The sequence below is a fragment of the Dactylosporangium maewongense genome (assembly GCF_039531485.1).
In the GTDB taxonomy this organism is placed as follows: Bacteria; Actinomycetota; Actinomycetes; order Mycobacteriales; family Micromonosporaceae; genus Dactylosporangium; species Dactylosporangium maewongense.
The window spans coordinates 100891-113091 of record NZ_BAAAQD010000012.1 but is presented as its reverse complement, the minus strand read 5'-3'; the positions used below and the strand labels follow the sequence as shown (position 1 = coordinate 113091).

Below are 12201 nucleotides of genomic sequence, written 5' to 3'. Positions count from 1 at the left end.
GAATGACGAGAGGTGGGCGCATGTCCCGACCGCGGTACGCGTTCCGGATCCATGAGACCGGTGCCGTCGTGCTGCGGTGCGCGGACATCGCCCGCTTCTTCGTCAGCGACCGCACCGTCTACGACGACTTCGAGGATCCCGAGGACGCGGCGCACCAGCTGCGGTTCGGTCTCACGGGTGTCGATGTCCTGGGGGAGTTGCCCCCTGGAGTCGACATGGCCGTCGACGTGCTCGACGCGGCAGGCGCCGTGATGGGCTCCTATGAGATCTGGGACCTGCGACTCGAGCATGCGCCCGGCAACGGCGCCGCCGAGGCCACGTGCTGGATCATCAGCCTGCCGCACGCCGCGGCTGCCGGCGTCTGGGAGTGGTGGCGGGCGCGGCGTCCGGATCTGCCTGGACGGTGGGCTGCGCTGCCGCCAGGCGAGCGGGAGGGCTGGCTCGAGGTCGCCGAGCTGTGCAGCCCTTGGTCCGCGACCATCCAGCCGGACCGGGTCCACACCGTCGACGCGGTGCTCGACGGCAGGGACGTGGTCGACCTGGCGAGCTTCTTCTGCGCGCTGGGTGAGGCGGTGGAAGGCCCCGGCGGCTGGGTCGGGTCCGCATTCATCTCTGTCGCTACGATCCTGGAACTGCGGGCGGAGCAGACCTCGGCGCCATTGCGGGTGCGCTGGACGAATGCTGAGGTCGCCCGGCGCAACCTGACCCGGACCGTCCAGTACGGAGAGGACGGCAGGAGGTTCGGGTATCTGGACCTGGCGATCCGGATGCTCCGCGGCGCGGGCGTCGAGTTGACGCTTGTGGACGGTCCTGGCTGACGGGTCCAATCGGCTGCGCTGCTATGGGCGTGGGTGGCGTGCAGGAGACGTGCAGCGGCGGTGAGGCCGCTGAGCCAGCGGAACCATGGGGCGCTTTCGTCGATGTCGTGGTTGAGGGCGACGACGGCCGGCGGCGTTACCGCGGCTGGGTCGGCTGCTGCCGCCAGGACAGGCCCGCCACCAGCGCGAGCGCGCCGCCGAGGACGAGGCTGCCGAGCCACGGGCCCCACCAGTCGAGCTCGTCCAGGCCGTCGTACAGGGCCACGACGCACGCGCCGCCGAACAGGCCGCAGGCCGGCACCAGGGCGAGGACCTGGGTCAGGCGGTCGAGCACGGCAGGTCCGGGCCGGGTCAAGCGATACCAGCGGAGTGCGGCGGCGGCGAGCAGCAGGACGGCGGACACCTCCTGGACGGACTCCACCTGGTTGCTCGGTGGCACGGCGAACACCACCACCGCGGCGATCAGGGCCGCGGCCAGGCCGCGGATCTCGGCGGGCCGATTCGGCAGCTTCGACAGGGTCACCGGTGGGTCCGCGGGCGCGGGCCGGGCGGTGGTCGCCGCCCACGCGACGACGGCGCCCGTGGCGGCGACGGCGGCGGCCGCGGACGCCACCACGTAGGACGACAGTCCGGCAGCCATCAGATCATCCCCGAGATGCGTATGAAGGTGTACACGACGAGCATGAGGGCGCCGGCCGCCGCTGCCGAGAACGCCAGCCAGTCGGCGCCGCGGGGGCCGGGGTGACGCAGGCGCCAGCCGCGCCACAGCAGGCCGGCGGTGAGCAGGCCGCCGCCGATGAGCCAGAACCCGTTGCCGCTGGCCTCCAGGTAGCCCACGAGCAGGACCAGCACGGCGAAACCGGCGGCCACGAGTCCGAACAGCTCGCGTGTCCCGGTTCCGACCCCGGCCATGGGTCCGGACGCCGCGGGTACGGGCCGGGGTGCGGGCGCTGGGGGTACGGGCGCGGCGATGGGAGCCGACGGTGGCCAGGACGGCTCGTCGACCGGCCCCGCGGTGGCGGCGGTGACGACCGGCGCCGGGGGTGGGACGGTGCTCTGCATCGGCGCGACCACGGGTGGTGCGGAGACGGGTGGTGCGGAGATGGGTGACGCGGAGACGGGCGCGGAGGTGATCGGGGGCGCTGCGAAGGGCGCCGGCTCGGCGGAGACAGGCGCGGCTGCGACCGAGGGGGCCGCGAAGGTCGCAGGTGGGGCGGTCGCGGTCAGGCTCGCCAGGTGCAGGGCGCCCTCGGCCACCACCAGCTGCGGCTCCTCCAGGACCGTCGGCGCCACCCCGGTCGCCCGGTGCAGCATCGTCGCGATCAGCGGGGTACGGGTGCCGCCGCCGACGAGGAACCAGCCCGCGACCGCCTCGGGCCGCACGCGGGCCTCCTTCAGCGTCGTCAGGGCCAGGTCGACGGTGCGGCGCAGCAGCGGCTCGGCGGCCGTCTCGAACTGCTGCCGGGTCAGCAGCACCTCCTCGTCGGCCGCGGGGATGAACAGGCTGGCGGACGACTCCCGCGACAGCGCCTCACGCAGGTGCTTCGCGTCGGTCCACAGCATGGTCGTGTGGCGCAGGTCCGCGGCCGACGACGGCGCCTCCAGCCGCTGCCACAGCTCGGGCGCGCGGGACGCGACGACCGTGCGCGCGTGGGCGACGACGAGCGCGTCGAGGTCGATGCCGCCGACGTCGTCCAGGCCGCGGCAGGACAGGTCGCGGAACCCGTCGGCGGTGCGCTGCACGACGCTCGCGTCGAACGTGCCGGCGCCCAGGTCGTACACGACGACGCACTGGCCCGGCGCCACGGCGTGGCCGAGGACGGAGGCGAAGTAGGTGGCGGCGGCGACGGGCTCGGCCACCAGCGCCGGCACCGGGAGCCCGGCGAGGGCGGCGGCGTCCAGGAGCACCTGGCGGCGGGCGGCGCCCCAGGTCGCCGGGCACGTCATCGTGATCGTCGCCGGTGGGCCGCCGAGGGTCCGCAGGGCCTCGGCGCGGACCCGGGTGAGCACGGCCGAGATCAGCTCGGGCACCGGCACGCCGCGGTCGCCGAGCAGCACGTCGAGCTCGTCGATGCGCCGCTTGGGGTGCGGCTCGTAGCGGGCCGGGTCGAGCCGCGCGGAGTTCTCCGCGTCCCGCCCGACGAGCAGCCGCCCGGCGCTGTTGGCGAACACGGCGGACGGCAGCAGCGGCGACGAGTCGAACAGCAGCGGCCGGATCCGGCCGTCGGTGTGGCGGACGACGGCGACCGTGCTGGAGGTCCCGTAGTCGATTCCGAGGGCGGTGTCCGGCACCCCCGCAGCCTAGGAAGCACCGAATCCGCCCGCGATCGTGCGAACGGATCACGCCCGCTGCTCCGTTCGGCGGCGAATCGGGGCCGTGTCGGAGGTTCCGCGACCCGCCCGGCCGAGCCAGACGCTGCCGGTACATCCTGCAACAAACCTGCACACGTCACGCCTTGTCTCTAGGAAAGCGCTTGCCTTACGGTGACGAGCGTCGATGTGGATCCGCCCCGCTCCCGCCGCCCCGGAAGCGCCGCCGATCGCACTGCCGCACGCCCGTCGCGCGTGCGCGTCTGTCTTTCCGGAGGAACCATGAGTGCACAAGTCCGAACCCGGCCGCGGGCGCGCCGGTGGCTGGCCGCGTCCGCGGCGGTGGCCGCGGTCACCGGTGTCGCGCTGGCCGCGCAGGTCGCGTTCGCCGACACGGCGTTCAGCGCGACGTTCGAGGACGGCTCCACCAGCGGCTGGTCCAAGTCCGGCGGCTCCTGGAGCGTCGTCACCGACGGCAGCAAGGTGCTGCAGCAGTCCAACGCCGGCAGCGAGAACGCCCGCGACTTCGCCGGCGACAGCGGCTGGACCAACTACACGGTGCAGGCCGCGGTGAAGCCGCTGTCGCTGGGCTCGGGCGGCTTCGTCGGCCTGCTCGCCCGCTCGACCGGGGCCACCACGTTCTACCGGCTCGCGCTGCTGCCCGGCAACCAGGTGCAGCTGCAGGCGGTCAACAGCGGCTCCGTGACGGTGCTTGGCAGCGCCTCCCGGACCGTGTCCACCGGCACCTGGTACACCCTGGCCATCACCGTCAACGGCGGCGCCATCAGCGGCTCCGTCGACGGCGCCCAGGTCGCCTCCGCGAGCGACGCGTCGATCGCGAAGGGCCGGATCGGCCTGCAGACGGCGTACTCCAGCGCCAGCTTCGACAACGTCACCGTCACCACCGGCGGGACCACCCCGACCCCGACGGCGACCGTGTCACCGACGCCGTCCCGGTCGCCCTCGGGCTCGCCTTCGAGCTCGCCGTCGCAGTCCCAGCCGCCGTCGTCCGCGCTGTACGTGGCGCCGAACGGCAGCGCGGGCAACCCGGGCACGCAGGCCAGCCCGACGACGCTCGCGTCGGCGATCACCAGGGTCACCGCCGGCGGCACGATCACCGTGCGCGGCGGCACCTACAACCTGTCCTCGACCGTCACCATCGCGGTCGGCAACAACGGCACGTCGGGCGCGCCGAAGCGGATCACCGCGTACCCCGGCGAGACCCCGGTGCTGAACTTCGCCGCGCAGACCGAGGACCCGGCGAACCGCGGGCTCGCGGTGAACGGCAACTACTGGCACATCACCGGCATCGTCGTGGAGCGGGCCGGCGACAACGGCATCTTCGTCGGCGGCAGCAACAACACCATCGAGCGGGTCGTGACCCGCTTCAACCGCGACAGCGGCCTGCAGATCTCCCGCGCCGCCTCCGACACCCCGCAGTCCCAGTGGCCGGCCAACAACCTCATCCTCTCCTCGGAGTCGCACGACAACGCCGACTCCGACGGCGAGGACGCGGACGGCTTCGCCGCCAAGCTGACCAGCGGCCCCGGCAACGTGTTTCGCTACACCGTCTCGCACAACAACATCGACGACGGCTGGGACCTCTACACCAAGACCGACACCGGCCCGATCGGCGCGGTCACCATCCAGGACTCGCTGTCCTACAACAACGGCACCCTGAGCAACGGCACCGTCAACACCAACGGCGACCGCAACGGCTACAAGCTCGGCGGCGAGGGCATCGGCGTCAACCACGTCGTCCAGCGCAGCATCGCCTACCGCAACGGGCACCACGGCTTCACGTACAACAACAACCCCGGCTCGATGGCGATCTCCAACAACCTGTCCATCGACAACGCCGAACGCAACTTCTCGTTCGACGCGGGCACCCACACGTACCGCAGCAACACCTCCTGCCGGTTCAGCAGCGGCGGCTCCAACGACAAGACCGTCGGCAACGCCGACAGCAGCAACCAGTTCTGGACCGGCACGAACGGCTCCCGCTGCGCCACCTACAGCGGCGCCCTGGCCTGGTCGTTCGCCGCCGACGGGCACCTCGTGGTGACCCTCGGCGGCCGCGCGGTCAGCCTGTAGCACTGGTTCCCCGGGGCGGGCCGTGGTGACGGCCCGCCCTTTTGCGCGGCCTCAGCCGACGGGGTCACCGCCGGGGCCGCTCTGGCCCCTTGGGTCGCCGTTGACGAGCGCCACATTGGGATTCGGATCAGGGTCGCTCTCGTGCTTCGGATCGGCGGCATACATGGATGCGATGGACAACGCGGTCAGCGCCACGGTGGGATTCGGATCGCCGGTGGTCTCGTGCTTCGGATCGCTGGCATACAGGGCCGCGACGGCCGACGCGACCAGCACCGCGACGGCGAGCCGTTTCGTTCGAACCATGTCGGTCTCCTCGATGGGTTGCAAGGACCCCGGCATTCTCGGTGAGCCGGTCCAACGCCCGCGTGCAATCCGGTTGCAGCTCAGCGGCCGATCTCGTCGAGCTCGGCCAGGTCGTCGTCGGAGAGCCGAAGTCCCGCGCCGGCGGCGTTCTCGCGCAGGTGGGCCGTGGCCGATGTACCGGGGATCAGCAGGATGTTCGGCGAGCGGTGCAGGAGCCAGGCCAGGGCGACGGACATCGGGGTCGTCCCCAGGCGTGCGGCGACGCCGGAGAGCGCCGAGGACTGCAGCGGGGTGAAGCCGCCGAGCGGGAAGAACGGCACGTAGGCGATGCCTCGCCCGGCCAGGCGGTCGATCAGGTCGTCGTCGTGGCGGTGGGCCAGGTTGTACAGGTTCTGCACGCACACGATCGGGGTGATCGTCAGAGCCTCCTCGACCTGCTCCGGGGTCGCGTTGCTCACGCCGAGGTGCCGGATCAGGCCCTGCTGCCGCAGTTCGGCGAGCGTCCCGAGGGCCTCGGCGAGCGAGCCGGGCCGGGGACCCTCGGCGTCGCCGAGCCGGAGGTTGACCACGTCGAGCGCGTCGAGGCCGAGGCTGTCGAGGTTGTCGTGGACGGCCCGGCGCAGGCTCTGCGGGTCCCTGGCCGGCGGCCAGCCGCCCTGCTCGTCGCGGGTCGCCCCGACCTTGGTCGCGATGTGCAGGTCCGCCGGGTAGGGGTGCAGGGCCTCCCGGATGAGCTGGTTGGTGATCCGCGGCCCGTACGCGTCGGCGGTGTCGATGTGGGTGATGCCGAGCTCGACGGCCGCGCGGAGGACGGCGACGGCGCCGTCACGGTCGGCGGGCGGCCCCATGACCCACGGGCCGGCGAGCTGCATGGCGCCGTAGCCGAACCGGCTGACGGTCAGATCCCCCAGCGTCCAGGTGCCGCCGGGAAGTGCAGTGGACGACATGCGTGCTCCTCTGTTCTGCTGCCTGACAGGTGCCGCTCCACTCTCAGGGGGTAACTTCCTATTGGGAAGTACGCACCTCAAGGTGCGTAACACACCCGGTGGTTGGAGGGACGGCCGATGGCGACGACGACGGCGGCGCAGCAGCGGGCACAGAGCAAGGCGGAGTACGACGCCTTCCTCGCGGTGTGCCCGAGCCACAAGCTGCTCGAGCGGATCTCCGGCAAGTGGGTCGCGCTGATCCTGACCGCCCTGGGCAGCGGCCCGGACTGTGGCGGCGACCCCCGCCCGATGCGCTACTCGGAGCTGTCCCGCCTGCTCGCCGGCGTCAGCCAGAAGATGCTCACCCAGACGCTGCGCGCGCTGGAGCGCGACGGCCTGATCAGCCGCACCGTGACGCCGACCGTCCCGGTCACGGTCTCCTACGAGCTGACGGACCTGGGCCTGTCGATGTACGGCCTGGTTCGCGGCTTGAAACTGTGGGCACAGCACCACATGGACGACGTCCTCGCCCACCGTGCCTCCTACGACGAAACGACCGCCTGAAGACGGTCATGGCGCAGGTCGAGGCCGTGGACGCCTGATGAAAGTTTCGGGTCCCGGACGCGTCCTTCTGGCGTCCCGGGGCCTTCCCGTTGCCGCCGGGTGCGGCTTAAGGGTCCGAAAAGCAAACGCAAAAGGAGACTTCAGTTGCCCCGAAAAGGTTTTCGGTGCAGGGTGTGATGCCATGACCACCATCAATCTCCGATCGCGCCGGCTGTGGCTGGCGCCGCTGGTCGCGCTCGTCGTGATCGCCGGGGTGCTCGTCGCCCTGCAGACCCGGCCGGCCGCCGCCGCCGCGAAGTCGCTCTACATCCCGGCCCGCTGGACCCAGACCGGCGAGGTGCCGTGGGCCCAGAACCGCACCCGGGAGTCGACGAACTTCATCCTGCTGTGGGGCGAGAAGTCGGGCACCAACCCGGCCTCGGCGCCCTCGCCGTACAACTTCGACCCGAACAGCATCATCACCCAGCTGGAGAACCTGTACTCGTTCTACGTGAACACGATGCAGTTCACGCCGGAGCAGGGGCTGCTCGCCCAGTACAAGATCATCGTGATCGTCACGAACACGTGGAACCGCACCGAGCTCAACGCCTGGGCGACCGGCGGCTCCGTCGACGGCAAGGTCGGCGTCATCAACATCGACCCCAAGGCCGCGCTGCCCGGCTCCTGGGGCCTCGCGCACGAGCTCGGGCACGTGTTCCAGAACTACACGTTCCTGGGCCGCTCCGGGTACGGCTTCACCGACGCCAGCGCGGGCACCTTCTGGGAGACCAGCGCGGAGTTCATGGCCATGCAGGCGCTGCCCACCACCGCCGCGGGCGACCTGAGCCGCTGGCTGCGCTCGGAGAACCTGTACTACAGCTCCAGCCGCCACCACTACGGCAACTGGATGCTGATGCAGTACATCAAGGACCGCGACGGCCTCGCGATGTTCAACCGCATCTGGAACGAGGCTCGCAACACCGAGCATCCACTGGAGACGTACCGGCGAATCACCGGCATCACGCAGACCGAGCTGAACCGGCGCGTGGGCGAGTACGCGACCCGCACCGTGACCTACGACTTCGGCAACAAGTCGACGCTGATGCCGTTCATCAACGGCGTGTACGGCGCCGGCTTCCTCAACAACGCCTACAACGGCGGCAGCGTCGAGGCGGTCGACGCCTCGCTCGGCCACTACCGCATCAACGCCCGCGTCGCCCCGTCCGACTACGGCTTCAACAAGATCAAGCTGGTGGCGGCGACCGACGGCGGGCTCGTCAAGGTCCGGCTCAAGGGCCACGCCGAGACCGGCGCCACCGGCTGGACCTTCGGCCTCGTCGCCGTGCGCAACGGCACGCCGCGGTACTCGCCGCTGACGACCGGCACCGACGGCCAGATCGACTTCCAGCTGCAGGCCGGCGAGCGCGAGGTGTGGCTCGTCGTCACCGGCACCCCGTCGGCCGTGCCGCACTACGCGTTCCTCGACGGCTACCCCAAGGCGCGGCGCTTCCCGTACGAGTTCCGCGTCGCCGGCGCGGCGCCGTCGGGCTTCGAGCCCGGCTACGTGAAGCCGGCCGCCACCAACGGCGGGCACTGGCACAGCAACGGCGGCGGCTGGGTCGCCGGCAACGCCAGCGTCGCCGCCACCGCCTACGTCGGGCCGAAGGCGGCCGTCTTCGCCGGCACGGTCACCGGCAACGCCCGCATCGAAGGCCTCGGCTGGGTCAACGGCGGCACCGTCGGCGGCAACGCCGTCGTCAAGGACAACGCGCTCATCCAGAACGGCGCCAACCTCTCCGGCAGCATCGTGGTCGGCGGCGACGCCGAGTTCGCGATCGCCTGCTCGTCGGGCACCTACCTGGCGTTCAACCCGGACCGCCGCTGCGACGGCGCCGGCGGCGAGGCCGACGTGAACCCGTCGTTCAGCGCGTTCCCGAGCGCGGACCTCGCCATCGGCGGCACCACCACGCCCCCGCCGACCGGCGGCGTCAACGTGGCCGGCTCCGCGACCCCGTCGGCGTCCTACACCTCGGCGTGGGAGTCGGTCGCCGCCATCAACGACGGCATCGACCCGCCGTCGTCCAACGACACCGTCAACCGCCGCTGGGGCACCTGGCCCAACAGCGGCCAGCAGTGGGCGGAGCTCACCTGGCCGAGCGCTGTGCAGCTCAACAAGGCGCAGGTGTACCTCTTCGACGACAACCAGGGCATCGACCTGCCGTCGAGCTGGAAGCTGCAGTACTGGACCGGCAGCGCCTACACCGACGTGCCGGGCGCGTCCGCCTACACCGTGACCGCGAACGCGTACAACACGGTCACGTTCACCGCGGTGAGCACCACCCGGCTGCGCGTGGTGCTGCAGTCCAACGGCACCAGCTCGGTGGGGCTGCTGGAGGTGAAGGCCTTCACCGCCTGATGCTTTAGTCGAGGCCGGTGCGGCCGGCTGCCCAGTACGCTTTGCCGGTCACTTTGGCGGGCGGTGCGGACCACGTGCGGATCTCCCGCCGGACGGCGTGGACCGTGGCCGCGTTGCCCGTCACGACCAGCCGGTACGGGCCTGCCATGCCTGCCCTGGCGGCCCGTAGCCGGTCGAGCAGTGCGGCCGGCTCGCAGACCTCGGCGCCTGGCCGCAGGCCGTCCAGCGCCGCCGGCCGCTCCGCCTCGAACAGGCACGTGAGCGCGGCTCCCGTGGTCTCGAACGCGCCGGCCAGCGCCACGCTCGTGGCGTCGCCGACGAACAGGACCGACTCACCGGCGGCCGGCGGATCGATCGACCGGCGCGGCCCCATCAGCTTGACCCGGTCACCGGCCTGGACCCGCCGGAACCAGACGCTCGCCGGCCCGTCGCCGTGCAGGTAGGCGAGCAGGCTGGTTCGCCCTCCGTCGACGTCCCAGCTCGTGGGCGTGAACGTGCGCAGCCCCCGGCCGGCCCCCGGCGGGCGGATCTGCACCTTGGCCCCGGCCGCCCACTTGGCGGCCCGGAACGCCGGCGCCACGAGGTCGACCCGGACGAAGTCGTCGCCGACCCCGTCGACGGCCGCGACCTCGGCCTCCGTCAGCAGGGCGGCCTCGGCCATGTCGATCAGACGACCCGCGATCCCCACAGGGGCTCCTCCCACTCCGGTGCTTGCCCGTATCTTGCAGCACCGGTGTTGGCGTCCCCGGCGGGACCACGGTATGCGGTCGCGGTGGTATTGGATACGGGCATGGGACTGGCCAAGGCACGCCGGATCGCGGCTCGGGCGCACCAGGGGCAGCTGTTCGCCGGCGGTGGGCTGCTGCTCGGCCACCTCGAACGGGTGGACCGGATCCTCGCCGGGTCCGGTGCGGGGGCGGGCGTGACCGTGCGCCAGGCCGCGTGGCTGCACCTCGTGCCCGGACGTGGCGTGTCCGTCGCGGACCTGGCCCGTGCGGGGGTCGCGCCGCGCGTCGTCCACCTCGTCGAGTCCATGTCCATGCGCCCGGGCGACGACCGGGCGCGCTTCACGGAGCGGCTCGTGCGGACGCCCGGCGCGGCGACGATCCGGCACGCGGTGCTCACGGACATGCGCGACCACCTCGCCGGGCAGCACGCGTACGAATACTGGCGGGAGCAGCACGTCCGGCTCGCCGATGCGCTCGGCCTGCCGCGCCCGCTGGATCGCGCGGACGAGACGGTGCCGGGCGAGTCACCGGGCAAGGACGGGCACCTCGGCGGCTACGCGCGGCGGCTCGGCGCGATCGGCACCGGCGAGGCACTGACGGCGCTGCTCGCGGCGTACGAGGCGGAGCGGGCCGGACCGGCCCGGTTGTGCTGCCTCAATGCGTTGCGCGCCGGCGTGTACGCCATCGCCACCCGGCCGGAGACGGCGTCGTGCCGGCTTGCCGTCGCATGGTGGGACTCGACCGACGGCTGGGAGCGGCTCGTCGCCGTGAAGACGCAGGTGGCGAGCGGCCAACCACTGGACCGGGACCGGCTGCTGGACGTCGTCGAGCGGGAGACGGGATGGCTGGCCGTGGCCGCGATCCGGGGGCTGACCGGGCCGGCCGGCGACCGGGAACTCCGCCTGCTCGCCGCGGCCGCCGCCACCGCCAGGCCGGAGGACCGGTGGGTCCGCCGCGCGGCGGTAGACCGGCTGCGGGCGGTCGGCGGGCCGGCGGCCGAGGCCGCGCTGCACGGCCGGTTCCTCGATCCGATCGAGCCACCGTGGCGGGACGATCCGGGCTGGCTCACCGAGCACGGGGCCGGACACATCGCCTTCTTCATCGACAAGACCACGGATCCGGCGTGGGCGGAGTCGGCGCCCCATGCGCTCGGCGAGCTCCGCGCCGTCGAGGCGGTGCCCGCCCTGTGCCAGATGGCGCGGGAGGCGCGATGGGTGCCGATCGCCCTCGTCGCGGCGCTCGGGAAGATCGGTGCGCCCGACGCCGTGCCGACGCTGACCGACCTGGCCGGGCACGCGAACCCTAACGTCCGCGATCACAGCCTCCGGGCGCTGGCACACATCGACGACCCCCGGGTGCCCGACATCGCCCTCGTGGCCTGCGATGATCCGGACCCGGCGGTCCGTGACCGGGCGGCGCGGGTCCTGACCCGCACCGGTGACCGGCGGCACGTCGGTGCGTTGATCAGGCTGTGCGACACCGCGTACGCCGGCCGGGCGGCGGAGGCGCTGGGCCGCATCGGCGATCCGGCGGCGGCACCGACGCTGCGGCATGTGTTCGTGACTTCGCCGGACACCGCGGTCTGGCGCGCCGCCGGCCGCGCGCTCGCCACCATCCCCGGCACCGCGAATGACTGGTACGGGTTGCCCGGCGGCGACATCTTCCGGCAACGCGCGTACATCTGGATCGTGGGTCACCAGCAGGGCTGGGACGCGCGTCACGGGCTCGCCGGCGCGCTGACCCACGAGGATCCGGGCATGCGGGCGAACGCGGCCACCGCGGTGGCCCGCCGCGCCGACCGGGACCACCTGCCTGCCGTCCGCGCCCTGCTCGACGACCCGGCGCCGCAGGTGCGGGCCAGGGCGGCCGCGACGCTGCGGGCGCTGGCCGACCCCGACGCCTGCGACCGGCTCGACGCGCTCCGGTCCTCGGATCCGGACCCCCGGGTCCGCTCCGCCGCGTCCGCCGCGTCCGCCGCGTCCGCCGCGTCCGCCGCGGGACGAGTGGACCCGGACCGCTGACCTGCCGCTCGGCGGCGGCGCCGTGGACGAGACCCGGCCGCG

10 protein-coding genes are annotated in these 12201 nt (G+C 72.6%); 5 read left to right on the top strand and 5 right to left on the bottom strand.

Going from position 1 to position 12201, the window contains the following annotated elements:
- Nucleotides 1-20 precede the first annotated feature (20 nt).
- Complete coding sequence (locus ABD332_RS28765; protein WP_344505381.1) at nt 21-818, top strand: barstar family protein; 798 nt, start codon at nt 21-23, stop codon at nt 816-818.
- 136 nt (nt 819-954) lie between these two features.
- On the opposite strand, the gene ABD332_RS28760 is transcribed toward ABD332_RS28765, so the two are convergent.
- The gene (locus tag ABD332_RS28760) at nt 955-1458 is read right to left on the bottom strand and encodes a hypothetical protein (RefSeq protein ID WP_344505380.1); all 504 of its coding nucleotides are present in this window, start codon (nt 1456-1458) and stop codon (nt 955-957) included.
- Nucleotides 1458-3110 (bottom strand): Hsp70 family protein, encoded by a 1653-nt coding sequence (locus ABD332_RS28755; RefSeq protein ID WP_344505378.1) that lies wholly within the window; start codon nt 3108-3110, stop codon nt 1458-1460. Before ABD332_RS28755 ends, ABD332_RS28760 begins: the two co-directional genes overlap by 1 nt.
- A 300-nt stretch (nt 3111-3410) precedes the next feature.
- On the opposite strand from ABD332_RS28755, the gene ABD332_RS28750 reads away from it, so the two are divergent.
- The gene (locus tag ABD332_RS28750; protein ID WP_344505376.1) at nt 3411-5222 is read left to right on the top strand and encodes a 3-keto-alpha-glucoside-1,2-lyase-like domain-containing protein; all 1812 of its coding nucleotides are present in this window, start codon (nt 3411-3413) and stop codon (nt 5220-5222) included.
- 51 nt (nt 5223-5273) lie between these two features.
- Here ABD332_RS28750 and ABD332_RS28745 read toward each other — a convergent pair whose 3' ends face one another.
- Together ABD332_RS28745 and ABD332_RS28740 are read right to left on the bottom strand one after the other, a co-directional pair.
- Nucleotides 5274-5549 (bottom strand): hypothetical protein, encoded by a 276-nt coding sequence (locus tag ABD332_RS28745; protein WP_344505374.1) that lies wholly within the window; start codon nt 5547-5549, stop codon nt 5274-5276.
- 56 nt (nt 5550-5605) lie between these two features.
- Nucleotides 5606-6472 (bottom strand): aldo/keto reductase family oxidoreductase, encoded by an 867-nt coding sequence (locus ABD332_RS28740; RefSeq protein WP_344505373.1) that lies wholly within the window; start codon nt 6470-6472, stop codon nt 5606-5608.
- Nucleotides 6473-6589: 117 nt separating this feature from the next.
- Between ABD332_RS28740 and ABD332_RS28735 the strand changes: the two genes are divergently transcribed.
- Together ABD332_RS28735 and ABD332_RS28730 are read left to right on the top strand one after the other, a co-directional pair.
- Entirely contained in the window at nt 6590-7015 is a 426-nt protein-coding gene (locus ABD332_RS28735) for a winged helix-turn-helix transcriptional regulator (protein ID WP_344505372.1), read from the top strand.
- A 181-nt stretch (nt 7016-7196) separates the two neighbouring features.
- The gene (locus tag ABD332_RS28730) at nt 7197-9410 is read left to right on the top strand and encodes a DUF6055 domain-containing protein (RefSeq protein WP_344505370.1); all 2214 of its coding nucleotides are present in this window, start codon (nt 7197-7199) and stop codon (nt 9408-9410) included.
- Between the two features lie 4 nt (nt 9411-9414).
- Here ABD332_RS28730 and ABD332_RS28725 read toward each other — a convergent pair whose 3' ends face one another.
- On the bottom strand, nt 9415-10098 hold the full coding sequence (locus tag ABD332_RS28725; protein ID WP_344505369.1) for a siderophore-interacting protein: 684 nt from the start codon (nt 10096-10098) through the stop codon (nt 9415-9417).
- Nucleotides 10099-10200: 102 nt separating this feature from the next.
- Here ABD332_RS28725 and ABD332_RS28720 point away from each other — a divergent pair, with 102 nt between their 5' ends.
- On the top strand, nt 10201-12159 hold the full coding sequence (locus ABD332_RS28720; protein ID WP_344505368.1) for a HEAT repeat domain-containing protein: 1959 nt from the start codon (nt 10201-10203) through the stop codon (nt 12157-12159).
- Nucleotides 12160-12201 lie beyond the last annotated feature (42 nt).